General features: G+C 66.0%; 20 protein-coding genes and 1 tRNA gene. 4 read left to right on the forward strand and 17 right to left on the reverse strand.

What is annotated here, in order from left to right; all coding sequences use genetic code 11:
- Positions 1 to 19: 19 nt before the first annotated feature.
- Both VEIS_RS16940 and VEIS_RS16945 read right to left on the reverse strand, forming a co-directional pair.
- Complete coding sequence (locus VEIS_RS16940) at positions 20 to 2,155, reverse strand: acetate--CoA ligase family protein (RefSeq protein WP_011811207.1); 2,136 nt, start codon at positions 2,153 to 2,155, stop codon at positions 20 to 22.
- A 23-nt stretch (positions 2,156 to 2,178) separates the two neighbouring features.
- Entirely contained in the window at positions 2,179 to 3,162 is a 984-nt protein-coding gene (locus VEIS_RS16945) for a Bug family tripartite tricarboxylate transporter substrate binding protein (RefSeq protein ID WP_011811208.1), read from the reverse strand.
- A 262-nt stretch (positions 3,163 to 3,424) separates the two neighbouring features.
- Here VEIS_RS16945 and VEIS_RS16950 point away from each other — a divergent pair, with 262 nt between their 5' ends.
- A complete protein-coding gene (locus tag VEIS_RS16950; RefSeq protein WP_041950124.1) occupies positions 3,425 to 4,270 on the forward strand; it encodes a DNA ligase in 846 nt (281 codons plus the stop codon).
- A 72-nt stretch (positions 4,271 to 4,342) separates the two neighbouring features.
- Here the strand turns inward: VEIS_RS16950 and VEIS_RS16955 are convergent, their stop codons facing one another.
- Complete coding sequence (locus tag VEIS_RS16955) at positions 4,343 to 6,661, reverse strand: arginine/lysine/ornithine decarboxylase (RefSeq protein ID WP_011811210.1); 2,319 nt, start codon at positions 6,659 to 6,661, stop codon at positions 4,343 to 4,345.
- A 165-nt stretch (positions 6,662 to 6,826) separates the two neighbouring features.
- Between VEIS_RS16955 and VEIS_RS16960 the strand changes: the two genes are divergently transcribed.
- The 3 genes from VEIS_RS16960 (at position 6,827) to VEIS_RS16970 (ending at position 8,384) form a co-directional block, all read left to right on the forward strand.
- Positions 6,827 to 7,252, forward strand: a complete 426-nt coding sequence (locus VEIS_RS16960; RefSeq protein WP_011811211.1) for an NfeD family protein — start codon at positions 6,827 to 6,829, stop codon at positions 7,250 to 7,252.
- A 27-nt stretch (positions 7,253 to 7,279) separates the two neighbouring features.
- Positions 7,280 to 8,200: an SPFH domain-containing protein gene (locus VEIS_RS16965; RefSeq protein ID WP_011811212.1), complete on the forward strand. Its 921-nt coding sequence runs from the start codon at positions 7,280 to 7,282 to the stop codon at positions 8,198 to 8,200.
- 94 nt (positions 8,201 to 8,294) lie between these two features.
- Positions 8,295 to 8,384: transfer RNA gene (locus VEIS_RS16970), tRNA-Ser, on the forward strand.
- A gap of 69 nt (positions 8,385 to 8,453) precedes the next feature.
- Here VEIS_RS16970 and VEIS_RS16975 read toward each other — a convergent pair.
- From VEIS_RS16975 to VEIS_RS17030, 14 genes are all read right to left on the reverse strand, one after another.
- Positions 8,454 to 9,368, reverse strand: coding sequence for a LysR family transcriptional regulator (locus VEIS_RS16975; RefSeq protein WP_011811213.1), 915 nt, complete (start codon positions 9,366 to 9,368; stop codon positions 8,454 to 8,456).
- A gap of 30 nt (positions 9,369 to 9,398) precedes the next feature.
- On the reverse strand, positions 9,399 to 9,740 hold the full coding sequence (gene fdxA, locus VEIS_RS16980) for a ferredoxin (protein WP_011811214.1): 342 nt from the start codon (positions 9,738 to 9,740) through the stop codon (positions 9,399 to 9,401).
- Positions 9,741 to 9,750: 10 nt separating this feature from the next.
- A complete protein-coding gene (locus VEIS_RS16985) occupies positions 9,751 to 10,524 on the reverse strand; it encodes an enoyl-CoA hydratase-related protein (RefSeq protein ID WP_011811215.1) in 774 nt (257 codons plus the stop codon).
- Positions 10,521 to 11,720 carry a CaiB/BaiF CoA transferase family protein gene (locus VEIS_RS16990; protein WP_011811216.1) on the reverse strand — a complete coding sequence of 400 codons (1,200 nt, stop codon included), beginning with the start codon at positions 11,718 to 11,720 and terminating at the stop codon, positions 10,521 to 10,523. The genes VEIS_RS16985 and VEIS_RS16990 overlap by 4 nt, the downstream gene beginning before the upstream one ends.
- Positions 11,717 to 13,105: an FAD-dependent oxidoreductase gene (locus VEIS_RS16995; RefSeq protein WP_011811217.1), complete on the reverse strand. Its 1,389-nt coding sequence runs from the start codon at positions 13,103 to 13,105 to the stop codon at positions 11,717 to 11,719. Before VEIS_RS16995 ends, VEIS_RS16990 begins: the two co-directional genes overlap by 4 nt.
- A gap of 42 nt (positions 13,106 to 13,147) precedes the next feature.
- Complete coding sequence (locus tag VEIS_RS17000; RefSeq protein WP_011811218.1) at positions 13,148 to 13,996, reverse strand: ABC transporter permease; 849 nt, start codon at positions 13,994 to 13,996, stop codon at positions 13,148 to 13,150.
- Between the two features lie 11 nt (positions 13,997 to 14,007).
- Positions 14,008 to 14,793, reverse strand: a complete 786-nt coding sequence (locus VEIS_RS17005) for an ABC transporter ATP-binding protein (RefSeq protein WP_011811219.1) — start codon at positions 14,791 to 14,793, stop codon at positions 14,008 to 14,010.
- A gap of 4 nt (positions 14,794 to 14,797) precedes the next feature.
- A complete protein-coding gene (locus VEIS_RS17010; RefSeq protein WP_011811220.1) occupies positions 14,798 to 15,826 on the reverse strand; it encodes an ABC transporter substrate-binding protein in 1,029 nt (342 codons plus the stop codon).
- Positions 15,827 to 16,668: 842 nt separating this feature from the next.
- The gene (locus tag VEIS_RS17015) at positions 16,669 to 18,102 is read right to left on the reverse strand and encodes an aldehyde dehydrogenase family protein (protein WP_011811221.1); all 1,434 of its coding nucleotides are present in this window, start codon (positions 18,100 to 18,102) and stop codon (positions 16,669 to 16,671) included.
- Positions 18,103 to 18,343: 241 nt separating this feature from the next.
- A complete protein-coding gene (locus VEIS_RS28955; RefSeq protein ID WP_157048557.1) occupies positions 18,344 to 18,496 on the reverse strand; it encodes a hypothetical protein in 153 nt (50 codons plus the stop codon).
- A gap of 18 nt (positions 18,497 to 18,514) precedes the next feature.
- A complete protein-coding gene (locus VEIS_RS26675; RefSeq protein ID WP_011811222.1) occupies positions 18,515 to 18,805 on the reverse strand; it encodes a gamma-glutamylcyclotransferase family protein in 291 nt (96 codons plus the stop codon).
- The gene (locus VEIS_RS29840) at positions 18,771 to 19,052 is read right to left on the reverse strand and encodes a gamma-glutamylcyclotransferase family protein (RefSeq protein ID WP_198137882.1); all 282 of its coding nucleotides are present in this window, start codon (positions 19,050 to 19,052) and stop codon (positions 18,771 to 18,773) included. Before VEIS_RS29840 ends, VEIS_RS26675 begins: the two co-directional genes overlap by 35 nt.
- 21 nt (positions 19,053 to 19,073) lie before the next feature.
- The gene (locus VEIS_RS30695; RefSeq protein ID WP_232287730.1) at positions 19,074 to 20,198 is read right to left on the reverse strand and encodes a M24 family metallopeptidase; all 1,125 of its coding nucleotides are present in this window, start codon (positions 20,196 to 20,198) and stop codon (positions 19,074 to 19,076) included.
- 362 nt (positions 20,199 to 20,560) lie between these two features.
- On the reverse strand, positions 20,561 to 20,947 hold the full coding sequence (locus tag VEIS_RS17030) for a DUF779 domain-containing protein (protein ID WP_011811225.1): 387 nt from the start codon (positions 20,945 to 20,947) through the stop codon (positions 20,561 to 20,563).
- Positions 20,948 to 20,977: the final 30 nt, after the last annotated feature.

Genomic DNA, 20,977 nt, shown 5'->3' on the forward strand with positions numbered 1-20,977 from the left:
GATGGGAATGGCCGGAGGATCAGCCCAGCGTCGCGCGCGCGTCGGCGGCGGCAATCCGGGCGCCATTGACGAGCAGCGGGTTGATGTCCAGTTCGCGCAATCGGCCCCGCGAAGATGCGGCCAGCGAACCCAGCCGCACCAGCATGTCCGCAATGGCGTCCACATCGGCGGCCGGCCGGCCTCTGTAACCGGCCAGCAGCGCGCGGCTCTTGAGCGCCCCGAGCATCTGCAAAGCGGCGGCCTGCGAGAGTGGCGCGGGCGCGAGCTGAACGTCCTTCATCAGTTCCACCAACAGGCCGCCCGCGCCGACCATCACCAGCGCGCCAAAATCCGGGTCATGCCGGATTCCAAGAATCAGCTCGAAGTCGGCACGCCACATTTCGGTGACGAGGTAGCCGTCCAGCGCCTGAACGCCCGCCCTGCGCGCGGCCTCGGCAATGGCGGTGCAAGCGGCGCGCACGGCTTCGTCGCCCTGTACGCTCAGGCGCACGCCACCGATGTCGCTCTTGTGGACGATCTTTGCGCTCACGGCCTTGATGGCGACCAAAGTACCGATGCCGCGCGCTGCCCGCACTGCGCCTTCAGGGTCGGCGGCAAATTGCCAGCGCGTGGTGGGAATGCCGTTGGCCTCCAGCAGGCGACGTGCGTCGGGCTCGGTCAGAAAGCCCGAGGGCAGATCGGCTGGAATGCCGCCGTCGGGCAGCAACCCGGCGGCAACTGCCGGCTCGGTTCTGCTGGCCAGCGCCGCCAGCACTTTCAGCGCGTCGTGCGGGCTATCGAAATAGCCGTGTCCGGCTGCGCGCAGCATCTGGCGCGCGATGTCGCCGTGGTTGCCTGCCCCTTGCACGAACAGCAGGGGTTTGCTGCTGCGGTCGGCGACCAAAATGGCGGCGGTGGCCACGCGCTCTTGCTGAGGTTGCGTGGTGAGCAACACGATGCCGGCGCCTATTGCGGGGTCCGCCATCACACGGTCGAGCGCAATCCCGACCGAGCCGCCGCCGACCTCGGGATCCGGGGGCGACAGGTGGTTGAGCATGCCGAAGTCGAACGGCAACTGTCGGTGCGATGCGGGCAGGACGCTTTGCACGGCAAGCTGCGTGGCATCGGACAGGATCGGCAACTCCAGGCCATGGGCCTCCAGCGCGTCGGCCAGCAGCGCACCTGCGCCGCCCGAGCCGGACGTCACGGCCACGCCGCGCGATTCGACCCGCTTGCCCCGCTGCAGCAGTTGGGCGCCTTGCAACAGGTCGTAGATGGTCTCGAAAAGGTAGACCCCCCAGCGTCGGCAGATGGCCTCGAAAGCGGGCCAGGCGCCCGCCAAACTGGCCGTATGCGAGGCGGCGGCACGCGCGCCCGCTTCGCTGCGTCCGGACTTGACGATGCACACTGGCTTGCGGACCGCTGCGGCCCGGGCCAGCAACGCCGTAAAGCGTGGGGCGTCCTTGACCGCTTCCATGTAGAGGCAGACGACATCCGTCATCGGATCGTCGATCAGGTATTCAAAAAAGTCATTGAGGTCCAGATCGCTCTGGTTGCCTACCGAAATCGTGCTCGAAAAACCTGTGCCGATGTCCACGCCGCGCGAGATCATGGCCCCCATCAGCGCACCGCTCTGGCTGGCCAGGCCGATCCCGCCCGCAGGCAATGTGTCGATGCCGCCCATGACCACTGCCGTGGTGGCGCACAGACGGTGGTGGGTATTCATCAGCCCCATGCAGTTGGGGCCGATCAGCCGCACCCCGCCGGCGCGCGCGAGTGCGACCAGCGCTTGCTCGTCAGCGCACCCTTTCGGGCCTGTTTCCGCGAAACCGGCAGTGATGCAAAGGGCACACCCGACCTCTTTTTCGACACAGTCTTCGATGGCGGCGTACACATGCTCCCTGGGGACGAGCAGGATGGCCAGGTCCACCGCAGCGGGGCAATCCGGCAGTGTGCGGTAGGCTGGCAGCCCCATGAGTTCGGTGGCGCGCGCGTTGATCGGGTAAAGGGCACCGCCATGGTGGTGCCTGAGCATGTAGCGCAGCAGGCGCCCACCCCATTTGTCTTGGCTGTCGGACGCGCCGACGATGGCCACCGAGGTCGGGTGCAGGATCTGGCGCACCGTTTGCCGGGGTGCCAGATGGAGACGGGATGCCGTGCCGGCGTGAAGGTTCATGACTTCCTCTTCGTTCATTCGCATCACTGCCCGCCCACGCCGATGACGGGCAGCAACTGGCTGTACATCTTCTGGTTGGCCGCGAGGCTGGCGCGAAATTCATCGGGTGCCTGCCAGGATGCAAAGGCGTTGGCGCGCACGAAGACTTCCTGGATGCCCTTGTGTTGCAGGGCCGTGCGCAGCGCGGCAGAAAGCCGCGCCAGCACATCCTTTGGCGTGCCCTTGGGGGCAAGCAATCCCCAGCCTGAACCTGCCGGAATGGTGACGCTGAAACCGGTCTCGGCCAGCGTCGGGACATTCGGCAACTCCGGATGGCGTTGGCGGTAGATGGTGGCCAGCGGCACTACGCGACCGGCCTTGGCCATCGGGGTGACGGCGCCGTCGATGATGAAGTCGATCGCGCCGGCCACCAGCGCATTGACCGCGTCCATGGAACCACGAAAGGGCACATGCAGCACCGAGATGCCGGTGTCCAGCGCCAGCGTCGCGCCATACACATGCCCTGCCGACGCCTCGCCGGCGGAGCCGAAGGACAGCTTTCCCGGGTTCTTTTTTGCGTGCTCGACGAACTGCGCCAAGTTCTTGACAGGCAAAGATTCGCGCACTGCGATGACGGCCAGGTACTCGGCCACGCCACCTATGAAATCGAAACTGTCCGCCGAGTAGCCGAGCTTGCGGATATTGGGCAGCAGTGTGAAGCTCGAAGCAGCACCGAACAACAGCGTGTAGCCGTCAGGCGCCGCCTTGGCGACAAACTCGGTGCCGATCTGCGTGGTCGCCCCGGGCTTGTTGTCGACGATGATCGACGCATTCCCGCCCAACGCCTTGACCAGGCGGTCGGCCACGAGCCGGCCCAGGATGTCGGAAGAGCCGCCGGGAGGATAAGGCACCACCATGTGGATCGGATGCGCAGGCCACGCATCCTGCGCCCTGGCAGGCCCACTGATGAGCCACGGCGCCAGCAGAGCCAACGGCGCCAACAGGCGCATTCGGTGTGGTTCTTCCATCTTTCTGTCCCCTGTAGAAATCCGCACGCTACGCCTCGTTGCGCATTTTTCATCCATTCATCGGGCGTGGGGGTCGAGCGGCCGGTCTGGTTCGATGTTAACCAGCGCCGTCCACTTGGCGACGCGGGATAACCCCGGTGGTGGCGCGCATCTGTCCTTGCGGGGCGGTGGCCCGTCTTCCAAGCCGCTGCCGGCTGTGATAGAACAGGCCGTCAGCGCATGGTATTCAAGTACAGTTTGCTACATATTCAATAGCATCATCATGGAGCGCAGAAAGTTCCTGGCCTGGTGGGCGCTCGCCGCGCTGCCCGTTCGGGCGGCCGATGCCCCGGCCCTGCTGCTGGCCAATGTGTACCGGCCCGGCCTGCCGCTGGCCGACTACTGGGTGAGCGAAAAGTATGACGGCGTGCGCGGCTACTGGGACGGTCGCGCGCTGCGCACCCGCAGCGGTGAAACCGTGGCGGCACCTGCCTGGTTCACGGCCGGTTGGCCCGGCACGGCGCTGGATGGCGAACTGTGGGCCGGGCGCGGACGGTTTGGCCATGCGCAGTCGACCACGCGGCAGCAGCAGGCCGATGACAACGCATGGCGCTCCATGCGGTTCATGGTGTTTGACCTGCCCCGGCATGGGGGCAGGTTCGATCAGAGGCTCCCGGCGCTCAAGGCCCTGGTCGCAAGCATCGGGCAGCCCTGGGTGCAGGCCGTGCCGCAACAGCGCGTCGCCACCGATGCCGCGCTGCAGGCATTGCTGCAACGCACGGTGCGCGCCGGCGGCGAGGGCCTGATGCTGCACCGGGGCGCTTCGCTGTACCAATCAGGCCGCAACGATGATCTGCTCAAGCTCAAGACGCATGAAGACGCCGAGGCCCGCGTGCTCGCCCACCTGCCTGGCAAGGGCCGCCATGCCGGGCGCCTGGGGGCGCTGCTGGTGGCCATGCCCTCGGGCCAGCGCTTCAAGCTGGGGTCGGGTTTCAGCGATGCGCAGCGGGCCGATCCGCCACCGGTGGGCAGTTGGGTCACCTACCGGTTTCGCGGCCTGCATGAAAGCGGCCTGCCGCGCTTTGCCAGCTTTGTGCGAGTGCGGGAAGACATGCCGCCCGACCGCTGATCAGGACGCCTTGCGGGCAGCCGCTGCACGGGATGCCCGGTGACCGTGGGGCCGGCGCCGCAGTGTCAGTGTCTATGGGTGGCGCGGCCCGCCAGCGCGTCGTGCGTCCACACCATTGGCCACGCAGTCGGCGTAGTAGCGTATCCGGCCATTGTCGTCTTCCACCTCCACCAGGCCGTGGATGTCGGTCTCGAAGCCTGGGCACAGATTGGCGAATTCGCGGGCGAACTTGAGGTAGTCGACGATCTTTTTGTTGAACACCTCGCCCGGGATCAGCAGCGGGATGCCCGGTGGGTACGGTGTGACCAGGCCCACGGTGATGCGGCCTTCGAGCTGGTCGATCTCCACGCGCTCGGTCCTGCGGTGCGCAATGTGCGCGTAGGCGTCCGAGGGCTTCAGCGCGGGCCGGAGGTCCGACAGATACATCTCGGTCGTCAGCCGCGCGATGTCGTACCTGGCGTACATCTCGTGCACATGCTGGCACAAGTCCTTCAAGCCCATGCGCTCGTAGCGCCGGTGCTGCTGGCAGAACTCGGGCAGGATGCGCCACATCGGCTGGTTCTTGCCGTAGTCGTCCTTGAACTGCTGCAATGCCGTCAGCAGCGTGTTCCAGCGGCCCTTGGTGATGCCGATGGTGAACATGATGAAAAAGCTGTACAGCCCGGTCTTTTCCACCACCACGCCATGCTCGGCCAAGTACTTGGTGACGATGGAGGCCGGAATGCCGGTCTGGTCGAACTTGCCATCGAGGCGCAGGCCCGGCGTGACGATGGTCGATTTGATCGGGTCAAGCATGTTGAAGCCGTCGGCCAACTGGCCAAAGCCATGCCACTTGCTGCCGGTCTTGCGGCTCTTGCTGTCGCTGCGGATGATCCAGTCATCGGCCCGGCCTATGCCTTCCTCGACCAGTTTGTCCGGCCCCCAGACCTTGAACCACCAGTCGTTCTTGCCGAACTCCTCTGCCACCTGGCGCATCGCGCGGCGAAAGTCCAGCGCTTCGAGGATGCTCTCTTCCACCAGCGCAGTGCCGCCGGGCGGCTCCATCATCGCGGCGGCCACATCGCAACTGGCAATGATGCTGTATTGCGGACTGGTGCTGGTGTGCATCAGATAGGCTTCGTTGAACAGGTGGCGGTCGAGCTTGGCGGTCTGCGAATCCTGCACCAGCACATGGCTGGCCTGGCTGATCCCGGCCAGCAGCTTGTGGATCGATTGGGTGGCATAGGTCACCGAATACCGGGGGCGCATGCGCTTCTTGCCCATCGCGTGGTAGCTGCCATAAAACGGATGGAATGCGGCGTGCGGCAGCCAGGCTTCGTCGAAATGCAGGTTGTCGACATAGCCATCGAGCATGCCCTTGATGGCCTCGGTGTTGTAGAGCACGCCGTCGTAGGTCGACTGTGTGAGCGTCAGCACGCGCGGCTTGACCTTGCCGGCGTCCACCCCCTGGAGCAGCGGGTTGGCCTCGATCTTGGCCTGAATCGTCGCCGGCTCGAACTCGCTTTTCGGAATCGGGCCGATGATGCCAAAGTGGTTGCGCGTGGGCTTCATGAACACCGGCACCGCGCCGGTCATGATGATGCAATGCAAGATCGACTTGTGGCAGTTGCGATCGACCACCACCACATCACCGGGCGCCACGGTATGGTGCCAGACCATCTTGTTGCTGGTGGACGTGCCATTGGTCACGAAAAAGCAGTGGTCGGCATTGAAGATGCGCGCCGCGTTGCGCTCGCTCGCGCCAATGGCGCCGTTGTGATCGAGCAGTTGGCCGAGTTCTTCCACCGCGTTGCAGACATCGGCGCGCAGCATGTTCTCGCCGTAGAACTGGTGGTACATCTGGCCCACAGGGCTTTTGAGGAAAGCCACGCCGCCGGAATGACCCGGGCAATGCCAACTGTACGAGCCGTCTTCGGCGTAATCCAGCAGCGCCTTGAAAAACGGCGGCTGCACGCTCTCCAGATAGCTCTTGGCCTCGCGGATGATGTGGCGCGCAACGAACTCGGGCGTGTCCTCGAACATGTGGATGAAGCCGTGCAACTCGCGCAGGATATCGTTGGGCAGATGGCGACTGGTCTTGGTCTCGCCGTGCACATAAATCGGAACCTCGGCGTTCTTGCGGCGCACCTCACCGATGAAGTTGCGCAGGCTCAGCACGATCGGGTCAAGCCCCCCGCCCAGCGTGAACTCCTCATCGTCGATCGACAAGATGAAAGCGCTGGCGCGGCTTTGCTGCTGCGCAAACTGCGACAGATCACCATAGCTGGTGACCCCGACCACCTCGAAGCCCTCGGCCTCTATGGCCTGTGCCAGCGCACGGATGCCCAGGCCCGAGGTATTCTCGGAACGGTAGTCTTCATCGATGATGATGATGGGAAAGCGAAATTTCATGCGCCGCCTTTGTGCAACCGTGCCCTGCCCGGCAAAAACCGCAAATAGCCGCGAAGTGTAAGGAAATAACGCCGACCGGCCTGTAAACTGCAATCCTTTTGCGCCGGGATGTGGTGTGCCCAACACAGCCACCCAACCCGCGCACCGACAAACAGGAAAAGCGTCATGCAGGACTCCTCCATCTGGTGGCTTGTAGCAGGGGCTGCGATCGTGGCCGAACTGCTCACGGGCACGTTCTATCTGCTGATGATGACCCTGGGTCTGGTCGCTGCCGCCATTGCCGCGCACCTGGGCCTGCCGGTGGCGCTGCAAATGGTCACGGCGGCCAGCGTCGGCGGCGGCGCCGTGTTTGCCTGCTACTACCTGAAGAAAAAACGCCCGGGCGACCCCTCAGCGCACGCCGACTGCAGTGTGAACCTGGATATCGGCGAGACCATCCTGATCGACCGCTGGGGCGCCGATGGCACCGCCACCGTCAAGTACCGTGGCGCCCAATGGACCGCCATCCATCGCCCCGGTGTCACGCCATGCGCCGGAACGCACCGCGTCGCGGAACTGGTGGGCAACCGCCTGCTGGTGGACCCACTGTAATCACTCACCCTGAAAGAGAGACCACCCATGGAAGTCGCCATCGTCATCCTGATCATTGCCGCGATCTTCATCGCCCGTTCCGTCAAGGTCGTTCCCCAACAAAACGCCTGGGTCAGGGAACGCCTGGGCAAATACGCCGGCACCCTCACGCCGGGCCTGAACTTCCTGGTGCCCTTCATCGACAAGGTAGCCTACAGACACAGCCTCAAGGAAATCCCGCTCGATGTGCCCAGCCAAGTCTGCATCACACGCGACAACACCCAGTTGCAGGTCGATGGCATCTTGTACTTCCAGGTCACCGACCCGATGCGCGCCAGTTACGGCTCGTCCAACTACATCATGGCCGTGACCCAGTTGGCGCAAACCTCGCTGCGCTCGGTCATCGGCAAGCTGGAACTGGACAAGACCTTTGAAGAACGCGACATCATCAACGCCCAGGTGGTGCAAGCCATCGACGAGGCGGCGCTGAACTGGGGCGTGAAGGTGCTGCGCTACGAAATCAAGGACCTGACCCCGCCGAAGGAAATCCTGCACGCGATGCAGCAGCAAATCACCGCCGAGCGCGAAAAGCGCGCGCTGATTGCCGCATCCGAAGGCCGCCGCCAGGAGCAAATCAACATCGCCACAGGCGAGCGCGAGGCATTCATCGCCCGCTCCGAAGGCGAGAAACAGGCCGTCATCAACAAGGCGCAAGGCGAAGCCGAATTCATCAAAGCCGTCGCCGAAGCCACGGCACAGGGCATCGAACGTGTAGCCAGCGCGATACGCCTGCCAGGCGGCGAACAGGCAGTCCAACTCAAGGTGGCCGAAAAGGCCGTCGCCGCCTACAGCCAGGTGGCATCGGATGCCAACACCACCCTGATCGTGCCGAGCAACATGACCGAGGTATCGGCACTGATAGGCTCGGCGATGAAGATGCTCCAGGCCACGACGACCAAGGCCGGGTAGGCGACGGGCCACAGAAAACCGGGGGTTTTTCCGGCTTGAATGACCCAAACCTGCCCGGACGGACTCTTGCCCTGTGGCTACAATGGCGGGCTTCGGAGAGGTGGATGAGCGGTTTAAGTCGCACGCCTGGAAAGCGTGTGTGGGCTAATCCCCACCGCGGGTTCGAATCCCGCCCTCTCCGCCAAGCACATTCCGCCAAGCCCCGGGAAATCCCCGCCGCAGATCGTTCAGGGATGAAGTGGCCGGCTGCGGCTCACAGGGTCGCGGCCACGGCTTCCAGTTGCTTGAGTTGACGAACCAGCCGCGCGACGAAGGTCTGGGCGACGTGCGGCAGGGCGCGGTGGCTCGGCAGCAAAATGCCGACCTGCAGCGCGTTCAGTTCCGCGATGTCGAACGGTCGCCAGACGACATCACCGCGCCGCAGTTCTTCGATGAAGGCGATCTTCGAGAAGAACGAGATGCCCTTGCCGGCGATGATCAGCCGCTTGACCATCGTCGTCCAATTGCAGGTCACGACCGGCTCCAGTTCGTCCCAGAACTGGGCGAACTCGCGTGACATCGATCTGTCGATCGGCGGCTGGCCGAGCGAGCGCAGGAACGGTTGCCGCGCGCAGTCGGCCAGGCTGACCGCAGCCTTTGCCGCCAGCGGGTGACCGGCCGCCATCACCACGCCGGTCGGCAGCGCTGCCAGGGCCACCGTTTCGATGCCGGCCGGCAGCCGGCCGACAAAGGTCATCCCGATATCGAAGCGTCCGGACTGCAACTGCGGCAGCACTTCCATCGGGCCGAACGAGGCGACCGTGTACGTCACCGCCGGGTAGACCTGCGAGAACTCCTCGATCGATGCCGGCAGAAAGTCCACGAAGAGCGAATCCATCGACGCGAGCTTCACATGACCGGTGCGCTCGCCCTTGAGCGCATCGAGTTCGCTGCGCATGACCTGAAAATCATGCAGGGTCGATTGCACATGCCTGAGCAGCCGCTCGCCCGCAGCGTTCAGGCGCATGCCGTTCGGCATCCGATCGAACAGTTCGCCGCCGAGTTCGTCCTCGATCTTCAGGATCTGCCGGTTGACCGCACTCGCGGCGACGTACAGGTTCTCGGACGCCTTGCGCACCGAGCCGCAACGGGCCACCTCGACGAAGTATTTCAGGACGCTGGCGTGCATGGGCAGGACGATCCGGTGCTCGGGTAACGCTCACCCGCCGGATGCACCTTGCGCCGGCCAGGCAGCAACGACCGGATGATCGCAGGTTACGGCGCCCACGTCGGCGGCACCGCCCGGCGAGCCCAGGGCACTGACTTGCGCCCCGAAGAACTCACGGTTGATCGCCAGGAACGGCCGCAGCGGCGCCGGCAAGCGGTGATCCTCGTAAATGGCCTGGGTCGGACAGGCCGGCTCGCAGACCCCACAGTCGATGCACTCGTCCGGGTGGATATACAGCGTGCGCCCGCCGGTGTAGATGCAATCGACCGGACAGCACTGCACGCAGGCGCCGTCCTTGACATCGATGCAGCCAGTGGTGATGACGTAGGCCACGACGCGCTCCTCAGCGCCCTTGCCACTGCGGCTTGCGCTTTTGCTGGAACGCGAGCACGCCCTCGTCGGCGTCCTGCGATTGCAGGGCTGCCACCAGCGCGGGCAGGCGCACCGCCTGGGCCTGCGCCGGCGACAACGTGGCCGTCTGCCGCACGACCTGCTTGATCGCCTTCAGCGACAGCGGGGCACAGGCCAGGATCGCCGCGCTCCAGCGCCCGACCGCAGCGTCGAGTCCGGCGCGCGGCACGACCTCGTTGACCAGGCCGAGTTCGAGCGCGCGCTGCGCGTTGATGCGTTGTCCGGTGAACATCATTCCCATCGCCTGGCGAAACGGAATCTGGCGCTGCAACAGCGTCATGCCGCCATCGAGTGGCATGCGCCCGAGCAGTGCCTCGGGCAAGCCGAAGCTCGCCTCCTCGCAGGCCACGGCGATGTCGCAGCCAAGCACCATCTCGAAGCCGCCGCCGAGCGCCAAGCCGTTGACACGGGCGATCACCGGCACGTTCAGCGTCTCGCGCAACGCAATGCCGCCAAAGCCGCCGGGGCGCGCCGTGGCCCAGTAGTCGAGGCCCTTGACCGAGGGGTTCTTCAGGTCTGCGCCAACGCAGAACGCACGCTCGCCGGCGCCGGTGAGCACCACCAGGCGCACGCCGTCGTCGGCTTCCAGTGCGCTCCAGATGCGCTGCAACTCGGCCTCGGTCGCAAGGTCGATCGCGTTCATCACCTGCGGGCGATCGATCGTGACGGTGGCGACATGCCCGGCGAGTTCCAGACGCGCGCTCACGACGCGACTCCTTGAACGAGGCGGCGCGCCTGGGCCAGCACCTCGGCGGTGTGCTGCCCCAGGCGCGGCGGCCCGCAGCGCAAGCCGGCCTGCACCCCCGACAGCCCGATCGGGCTGGCGACGAAGCGCAGCGCCCGCCCGCCCGCATCGCGGCCCTCGATGATCATGTCGTTGTGCAGCGTCTGCGGGTCGGCCAACGCCTCGCGCATATCACGCACCGGCGCCGAAAGCAGGTCCTGCTCCTCAAGCCGGGCCAGCCAGTGCTCGCGCGTGTCGCTGGCGAAGCGCTCGCGCAGCAGCCGGTGCAGTTCGGCCTTGTGCTCGAACTGCTGCGCGAGCGAATCGAAGCGGGCATCGAGCGATAGATCGGGCAGGCCGAGCGCGGTGCAGATGTCGCGCAGCGGATGGGTCTTGAACGCGCCGACCAGCACCAGCGCGCCGGTCTTGGTCTCGAACACGCCCGACAGCGGCATCGCCGCCCAGTTGACCTCCGAGTCGGCCATCATGATCATGGCTGCCTCCTGCATCTGCATCGCCAGCATCGAGTTGTACAGCGACACGCTGACCTTCTGGCCGACGCCGGTGCGCCCGCGTTGCAGCAGCGCGAACAAGATGCCCTGCACCATGTGCATGCCCGCAGCGTAGTCGGCCAGCGCGGTCGGGTAGATCGACAGCGGCAACTCGGCGTCGGCGCGGCGCGCCATCACGCCGCTCAGCGCCTGGGCCAGAACGTCCTGACCGCCCTTGTGCGCATAGGGGCCGGTCTCGCCGAAGCCGGTGCCGACCGCGTAGATGATGCGCGGGTTGATGCGCCGGCAGTCTTCGTAGCCGAGGCCGAGCCGCTCCATCACGCCGGCGCGGAAATTGTTGGCCACCACGTCGGCGTCGGCGATCAGGGCCTTGACCAGCGCCATCTGCGCAGCGTCGCGCAGATCGATCTCGACGCTGCGCTTGTTGCGGTTCAGGCTACAGAAGATCGGGTTGTCCTGGCCCGCAACCGGCCCGAAGGTCGAGCGGCTCAGGTCGCCCGCGCCCTGGCGTTCGATCTTGATCACGTCGGCACCATGATCGGCGAGCATCTGCGTGCACACCGGCCCCATCATGACCTGGGTGAAGTCGATCACGCGCACGCCGTCGAGCGGCAGTCCGCTGGTGATGGTGGCGGCTGCGGCTGCGGCTGCGGCTGCGGCGTTCATGCGGCCACCCCGGTTTCGGCCTGGATGCGCGCCAGCGCAGGCACGTCCGGATTCGCGCCGGTCTGCTCGCCGGGATCGGCGCCTTGCGCACGCAGCAGGCGCTGCACCGCGCCGACATCGACATTGCGCACGCTGACGCCGGCATCGAGCGCAAGCGCTGCGGCAACGCCCGCCGCCTCGCCCATGGCCATGCACGGCGGGATCTCGCGCGAGATCTTCTGCGCCGCCGCTGTCGACGAATAATGCCGCCCGGCCACCAGCAGGTTCTCGACGCTGCGCGGCAGCAGCACGCGGTACGGGTAGTAGTAATCGCGGCCACGCGCCACGCTGTCGGCAAACCGGGTGCGCTGCATCACGTCTGCCTTGCTCATCACATGCTCGCCTTCCAGAAGGCGGGTCTGGCGCACGCCAGTCTGCGGCGCCATGTCCACCAGAAAACAGCGGCCGAAGCCCGGCATCTTCGCGCGCACCAGCCCGATGGCCTCGTGGACGATGCGCCGGCCTTCGACCTCGGCGCGCGTCAGGTCGGCCACCTTGAGCGGATCGAGCCCCTGCATGTGCGGGCAATTGCACCAGACCACGCCAGGCAGCGGTGTCTTGAGCCACCAGTAGGCCCAACTGCCGCCGAGGACCCGTTTGACCTCGCGATCGAGCGCCTCGAAGGCTTCCGGCTCCTCGCGCTCGAAGCACTCGGCCTCGTCGGTATCGACGCCGCCGAGGCGGAACACGGTCGTGACGATGTAGCCGCCACCGACATGCGGCGCACCGGCCGACGCAGCGACGTCGAGGTCGCCCGTGGTGTCGATCACCACCTTGCCAAGGAGCGCTTCGCGGCCGCTCTTGGTGTCGCAGATCACGCCCCTGGCCTGCTTGCCTTCGAGCAACGTGCGCGAGAACCACGAATGCAGGCGCAACTCGATGCCGAGCTTCTTGACCATCTCCATCGAGACGCGCTTCCAGGCATCCGGGTCGAACGCTGCGGCAAAGCAGATCGGGGGCGACTTGTCCTTGCTGTGCAAGTCGAACGTACCCCAGCGCGCCCAACGCGCCACCGAAGCCGGCGCGCTCCCCCACTCGTCCTGCCTGGGGAACGCCGCGAGGCCGAGCGCGGCCATGCGGTCGATCATCTCCATGCAGGTGCCGCGCACCGAGATCTCTTGCAGGTGGCTGTCCCACATGTCGTCGAGCACCAGCACCATGCCACCGGAGGCCAGGCCGCCGAGGTGGTTGTAGCGTTCGAGCAGCGTGACCCGCGCGCCGTTGCGGGCTGCAGCAAACGCGGCCGACAGGCCGGCCGGACCGCCGCCCACCACGACCACGTCGGCCTCGGCAGCGACGCGCACATCGCTCGCCGGCTCTTTGATCCAGTCTCCGATTTGGCTCATTGCATTCTCCTCGTTGATTCGCGCGCACCGCAGGCTGCGGGCTCAGCGCATGTCTTCGGGCTGCCAGCGGATCAGCCAGCGCTCGGCCAGCGTGACCAGCAGGAAGAAAGTTCCCGACAGGGTCGCGCTCATCACGATCGCCGCGTACAGCAGCGCCGAGTCGAAGTTGAAGGTGGCCTGGATGATCATCGCGCCGACCCCGGCGTTGGCGCCGACCCATTCGCCGACCACCGCACCGATCACGCACATCGAGGCCGCGATGCGCAGCGCCGAGAACAGATGCGGCAGCGCGTTGAACAGCCGCAGCCGAAAAAATATCTCGACCTTGCTGGCCGACAGCATGCGCATCAGTTCCATCGCCTGCGGGTTCACCGACTCCAGCCCGCGCACCACATTGACCAGCGTCGGGAAGAAGCACACCAGGGCCGCGATCGTGATCTTGGGCGCGATACCGTTGCCCATCATCAGCACCAGGATCGGCGCCTTGGCGACGATCGGGATCGCGTTGAACATCAGCACGACCGGAAAGAAGATGTCTTGCAGCGTCTTGTGGTGCACGAACACCGTCGCCACCAGGATCGCCGCAAGGTTGCCGATCGCGAAGCCGCCGGCGGCCTCGATGGCGGTCGGAATCAGGTTGGACAGCAGCATGTCGCGCTTCGCGTACAGCGTCTGCAACACCAGCACCGGCGACGGCGCGATGAAGGGCTCGACGCCGAACCAGGCGACGACCGCCCACCACATCAGCAGCAGCCCGACGATGCCGAGCGTCGGCAGTACGCGGCGGCGCCAGAGGCGCCGGTGGCGTGCCGCAGCCCATGCCGCGCGCTCTGCGTCATCGCTTCGGGCAAGCGCACCAGGGGCTTGCGTTTCGATCGGACGGATGGCCATGGCAGCTCCCTTCAGCAGGTCGCGAGCACATGCCGCAGATGAGCGGTCAGGCGAACGAACTCGGGGGTCTCACGCACCGCGAGCGTGCGCTCCCCGGGCAGTTCGACCGGCACGATCTCGCGCACCCGTCCCGGGTTCGCGGCCAGCATCAGCACGCGCTGGCCGAGATAGGCGGCCTCGTGGATGCTGTGCGTAACGAACAGGATCGTCAGGCCGGTTTCCTTCCAGACCCGGCGCAACTCTTCATTGAGGCGGTCGCGGGTGATTTCGTCGAGGGCGCCGAAAGGTTCGTCCAGCAGCAGGATCTTCGGGTCGCTGACCAGCGCGCGGGCGATCGACACGCGCTGGCACTGGCCGCCCGAAAGCTCGTGCGGCCAGGCGTTCGCGCGCTCCTTCAGACCCACCATGTCGAGCAGTTCGAGTGGCCCGCGGCAACTCTGGCGCGCCGCACCGCCGCCGACCTGCAGCGGCAATTGGACATTCTGCAGCGCAGTGCGCCACGGCAGCAACGCCGCATCCTGAAACACGAAGCCGATATCGCGCCGCTGGCGCGCCGCCTGCGGTGTCGTCGAGAGAACATCGACCTGGCCGCTGCTGGGCGCGATCAGGTCGGCGATGACACGCAGGAAGGTCGACTTGCCGCAGCCCGACGGACCGAGCAGCGTCAGGAATTCGCCGGCCGCGACATCGATGTCCAAGCCCTGGATCGCGGTGACGTTGCCGCGCCCGGTGAAGAAGCGGACGCCGACATTGCGCGCGCGGATCGCGGGTTCGACGCCAGCCACGGTCGCGTCCATCGGCTCAGGCTCTCAGCCGCGCGGCACTTGTCGCCTTCAGCACGTCGAGTGTCATCACGTCGTCGAGTTCAGGGGTCTTGGCGCTGAACTGGCCGAGCCGTGCGTACAGCGAAATCTGCGCCTGCCAGCCGTCCGGGTCCATTGCGCCCCAGCCCTGCCTCCTGGTCAGTTCGCTGAAGCTGTAGCGCAGCATCACGTCGAGCGCGACCCGCTCATCGCCGTGGTTCAGGTTCGGGTATTCCTTGATCAGCAGATCGACCGCTGCATCGCGATTCGCGTTGGCATAACTCCAGCCGCGCGCGGTGGCGCGCAGGAACGCGGCGAGCACCTGCGGCTGGCGCCGCAGCGTCTTGGTCGTCGCGTAGTACGGCAGCGCATACAGGTGCACGCCGGAATCCCACAGGCTCAATTCGACGCGCTCCTTGCCCAGCACCTTCAGCGCGGTGGTGTTCGTGAGCCAGCCGGTCACGACATCGACCTGTCCGCTCATCAGCGGCGTCATGTCGCTGCCGATCGGGATGATGTCGACATCCTTCTCGGCGATCTTGTTTTGCACCAGCAAGGCGCGCAGCAGCACCATGCCGGTGGCCTGGATGCCGACCCTCTTGCCTGCCATGTCGGCGGGTTTGCGCACCGGGTTTTTCTGCAGCGAGAAAAAGCAGTACGGGTGGCGCTGGGCGCCGACGGCGAAGCACTTGACAGGAATCCCCTGGGAGGTCGCCAGCATGATCGACGGGCTGGACGACACCTGGCCCACCTCGTTGCGACCGGACGCGACGACCGCCACGCCATCGATGTTCGGCCCGCCGGGCTGGATCGTCAGGTTCACGCCCTCCTGTTCGTAGTAACCCAGACGCTTGGCCACCACCTCGCCGATCTGGTTGCCACCGATGAGCCAGCCCAGTTGCAGGCTGACGTTCGCCTTGTCTGCGGCAAACGCATCGATCGGGATGACACCGCTTGTGGCTGCCAGTCCGCCGGCCAGCAGCGACGCATCGAGCATTTGCCGGCGTTGCGCATCGAAGTTCGACATGACAAGTTCCGATCTTGCGGGAGATGGAGGGTGGGCATGTTGACCGCATCCGCTTGCGGGAGCGTTTGCTGCGCGCCAGCATGGCCGATCCGGATGGATCATGGGCGACGAAGGTCCGCCCGGCAAGCATGACTTTTCGCCGTGTGCGTTGCCCAAATGAGTACGCGGCCCGTGGGGGATGATCGGCAGTGAAAGCGGATCGGGCCCACCGATGAAACCGATGAGACCGATGCATTGGCAGGACGAATCCATCGCGCCTGCGCTGCCGTCGGACCCATCATCGGTCGTCACCGAACCGGAGCGACCCGTGGGACGGAGCCCGAGGCGTCCATCCGGACGGAACACGCCAAGGCGCGTGCTTTCGAAAACCGGGGCCACAGCCGAAGGCTACCTCCGGCGATCCACGAAGCAGTGGCGCAAACCGGCGTGCCCGTCAACAAAAGCGTCAGCGCACTCAAGGATCGAATCGGGAGCGCCGTATCAGCCAAGTTGCGCCCCTGCGCGACCATCGCCGCGTATCGAGGCGTGCTGGCGCGCAGGAGGGACGCGAAGTCACCCCCATGCAGCGTGCAACGACCAGCAGCATGCGCCGTCTGCGTCATTCACCGCAGCGCATCAGGATCTTGCGTGCCTTGCGTGCCTCCTCCGAAGGGCTGCGCGGCCCGCCACCACGAGGCAGGGCACCGGCATGGTTCGGGCAGCAGGGCTGGCTGGTGGTAGCAGCCGGCTGCGACCGGCGCAGGAACGGCGCCGCAAAGGCATCGCAAAGGCACCGCAAACGCGCTTGGCCGACGGGCATGGCCCCACAAGCGCGCTTGATCAACGAACCTCCGGCGGGAGCCTCAGGCAGCCTGGGCCGCAAACCCGAGCACCGCCTTGACTTCGAGGAACTCGCCGAAGGCGTGGTCGCCCCACTCGCGGCCATTGCCCGATTGCTTGAAGCCACCAAACGGCGCCATCAGATCCATGGCTGCGCTGTTGATGTTCACCTGCCCGGCGCGCAGCCGTGCGGCAACCTTGCGCGTCGCTTCAGGGTCGGTGCCCGACACATATGCCGCCAGCCCATAGGGCGTGTCATTGCCGATCGCCACCGCTTCATCGACCGTGTCGTAGCCCAGGATCGACAGCACCGGGCCGAAGATCTCCTCGCGGGCCACCGTCATCCGGTTGTTGACGTTGGCCAAGACCGTCGGCTTGACGTAGTAGCCGGTCTCCAGGCCCGCAGGTTTGCCCGGGCCGCCTGCCACCACCGTGGCGCCCTCTTCGATGCCCTTGTTGATCAACCGCTGGATCCTGTCCCACTGCGTGGCCGAGATCACCGGGCCGATGTGCGCGCCGCTGGCCGGGTCTCCCACCGTCGTGGCCTCGGCCGCAGTCTTGGCGATCGCAATCGCCTCGGCCATGCGCGAGTTCGGTACCAGCATGCGCGTGGGCGCGTTGCACGATTGGCCGGAATTGCCCATGACGCCGCGCACGCCCGCCGTGACGGCGCTCTTGAAGTCGGCATCGGCGAGGATGATGTTCGGCGATTTGCCACCGAGTTCCTGGTGCACGCGCTTGACGGTCTGGGCCGCGTTGCGCGCCACTTCGATGCCCGCGCGCGTCGAACCGGTGAACGACACCATGTCGATGTCCGGATGGCTGGCGATCGCCGCGCCAACCGTCGGACCGTCGCCGTTCACGAGGTTGAAGACCCCTGCCGGGACGCCGGCCGCGTGCATGATCTCGGTCCACACTTGGGCCGAGAACGGCGCAATCTCGGACGGCTTCAACACCATCGTGCAGCCCACGGCGAGCGCTGGCGTCACCTTGCAGGCAATCTGATTGATCGGCCAGTTCCACGGCGTGATGAAGCCGCACACGCCGATCGGCTCCTTGACCAGCAGCGTCGTTGCGCGCTGTTCCTGGAACGAGTACTTGCCCAGCACGCTGAGCGCCGTCTGCAGATGCGCCAAGCCTATTGCCGCCTGCGCATCCTTGGCCAGCGCGACCGGAGCGCCCATCTCTTCGGTGATCGCCGCAGCCATGTCGGCGTAGCGCTTCTTGTACTCGGCAATGATGCGCTCCAGCAGGGCCATACGCTCGCCGACACTGGTCTGCGAAAAGCTGGAAAAGGCCGCGCGCGCGGCCTTCACGGCACGGTCCACATCCTCGGCCGAGCCCACCGAGATGCGCCCGGCCGAGGCCTCGGTCGCGGGGTTGATGACATCGATGCTCCGTGCCGTTACCGGATCGACCCAGTGGCCATCGATGTAAAACTTCAGGTAGTTACGCATGTCTTCTTGCTCCAAAAAAGTGCCATCGTAGTACCTTCTACAGAATATATCCAACGACTGCCCACACACGCTGGTGACAGCCGCCGGCCCCGTCGCCGAATGACCCACCGGCAGGCCAATCGCCTGAAGTGCTTGCGCGCCAAGCGGCCAGTGGGGATCTGCGGCGCGGCGCGGCGCGATGCGATGCGGGCCTGCCAGTTGCGCACACCCCGGTGCGCAATGCCTCTGCGCTAGTGTCGCGTCACGGATCAGATGTCGTAGGCTGCGCGCCGCCATCGGAGCGCAGCGCAAGGCGCATCGCGCAGCCCATACCGAGCTGTATTGGCAAGCGATGCAACGCCGCGATGCGCTTCGATGGCCAGCGCAGACCGACAGATGATCGGTGACGCGACACTAGGTTCAGCCACGGTGTTCATGCCGTTCCCGCCGCCGGCCGCGCATCGACATACACCCAGGCCGACAAGCCGGATGCGAGGGTGATGCGCTCGCGCCGATAGTCGGCGACCTCGTAGGAATCGGCATGCCGCAGTTCCTCGGGCGTGATCGCAAAGACCGTTCCGTCCACCAGGTCCCGAGGCTGCCCCGTAGGCACGAGCATCGGGTGATGCGTCATGCCACTGGTCCGGACGACGGCTGCGTCCCGGATCTCCAGCAGGGCTAGTGTCGCGTCACGGATCAGATGTCGTAGGCTGCGCGCCGCCATCGGAGCGCAGCGCAAGGCGCATCGCGCAGCCCATACCGAGCTGTATTGGCAAGCGATGCAACGCCGCGATGCGCTTCGATGGCCAGCGCAGACCGACAGATGATCGGTGACGCGACACTAGCCTGTGCCCGGGCAAACGGTCCGGGGCACCGTCGAGCTTGCGGCCGAAGGTCGCGATCTGGACCGGCTCCAGCCTCAACGTGCCATAGGAAAACAGATACTCCGTGCGGTCAGTGGGCAGCGACATGGCCAGGCCGTTCATCGTGCATCAGGATGGATCGGCGCTGAGCAGATCTTCGAAGAACGCGCCGAAAGGGCGCTGCGGGTGCGCGATCTGTATCTCCAAAACCCAAAGTCCGGTCGTCGGGCACAGGCCGAAGTCGCCGAGCCTGCCCGCCTTGTAGATGGCATGCGGAAAGTCGCAGGCGCGATGCCCCTTGACCTCCAGGTTCAGGCGCCAGCCCAGTGCTTGGGCGCGTTCTTCGGCGTATCGGTACAGCGCCTCGCCGCTGAGGCCATCGCGTCGCCAGCGATCGCTGACTTCGCGCCACAACTGGTGTGCCGCCTGCGCGCAGGCGGCCATTTCGGGGTCATCGCCGACGACGAAGGTGTCGCCGGCGTCGCCTTCGTGCCCGTCCCACACCGGCCCGATGTCGATGAAGAAAATATCGTTCGCGCCGAGGATGTTCTCTGCCGCGACCGGCTCGTTGAACATCTTCAGCGTGTCGCAGCCGAAACGCACGAGCGTGCGATGCCAGATGCGCTGCATGCCCATTTGCTGCAGCACCTGCATGGCAAGCCCGGTGGCCTGGTCCTGCGTCATGCCGGGCCGGATCGCCCGCGCGATGCGCTCGACCGCCGCCAACGACAGGCTGCGCGCCCGCAGCATGGCGGGCATGGAAAAGCCGGCACCGACGGCTTCGCGAGAGACTGCATCCATCGTGCTCAAAGGGGACTCCTCGCAGGAAAGGCCGGCAATCGGCCCATACGCTGTATTCTGCCGAACATATTGCGTGCCTGTGCGATCCAGAATCCAGGATCGCGCACGAGCCGGCGTAAAAACATGCCAAAGCGCGCCGCTTCCGGCAACAAAAAGCCAGCGCGGCCTCGGCATGGCGCTGCTGGTCGGCGTCGCGCTCACGGGGGAGCCTTCGCCTGCGGCTGCGCCATGAGCGCCTTCGCCAAGCCCGCCCCCGCATCCGGCCAGGCGCTGGCCCAGTCGAGGTCGACTCCCGTCGCTATCGGGGGCGGTCGAATGGCTCCATTCTCCGCCGCTGACGGCCGACGATCGGCGCGGCAAGGAACGGTGGCGGATGGCAGGCCGGTTCGCTTTCGCGTTCGTATCGATGGCAAGCCACCCTTGTCTGACCATGGCGCCGACATCGATGACCAAGGCAACGGGGCACGATCAGCGGACCGTGGCTGTACCGGTTGATTCGCCAGGCGTCGCCGATCACCCACCGCCGGTTCGAGATCGAGTTCCTCGACCTGGCGCGCAGGTCTTCGCGTTCACCTGCGGCCGAGCATGGGTCTGCTGCATGGGGAAGGTGCCAACGCGGGGTCGAACGGGGATTCTACGGACGCCTCCAAGCGCCATGGCCCGTGGTCTGATGCCCTGGCGTCCGTTGCACTCCAGGCGCACCCGGGCCCGCCCGCGAAACGTCGGACCAGCGCCGGACGCCATCCTGCGTGACACACAGGCCATATACCGCGCGCGATGTACACCGGGATGCACTGGGCGCGGCTGCCCCGACCTCAGGCCACCCTCGTTCGCTCGGCCGCTTCGAGCGTGGCCCATTCCTCGTCGCTGTACAGGCGCGAGCGCGTCAGGAACCGCTGCCCGGTCGGGCCTTCGAGCGAGAACATGCCGCCACGGCCCGGCACCACGTCGATGATCAGATGCGTGTGCTGCCAGTACTCGAACTGCGGCCCGCTGATGTAGAACGGCACACCGCCGATATGCCCGAGCAGCCGGTCGTAGTCGCCGACGATGAACTCGGCCTGCGGGTAACACATCGGCGCGCTGCCGTCACAGCAGCCCCCGGACTGGTGGAACATCAGCGGCCCGTACTTCGTGCGCAACTGGTCGATCAGCGCAATCGCGGCCTCGGTCGCCGTGACGCGCAAGACTTTTTCTGTCATCGGAGCCTCCGATGTGTGGCCAGCGAAAAA

The organism is Verminephrobacter eiseniae EF01-2 (assembly GCF_000015565.1).
GTDB lineage: Bacteria > Pseudomonadota > Gammaproteobacteria > Burkholderiales > Burkholderiaceae_C > Acidovorax > Acidovorax eiseniae.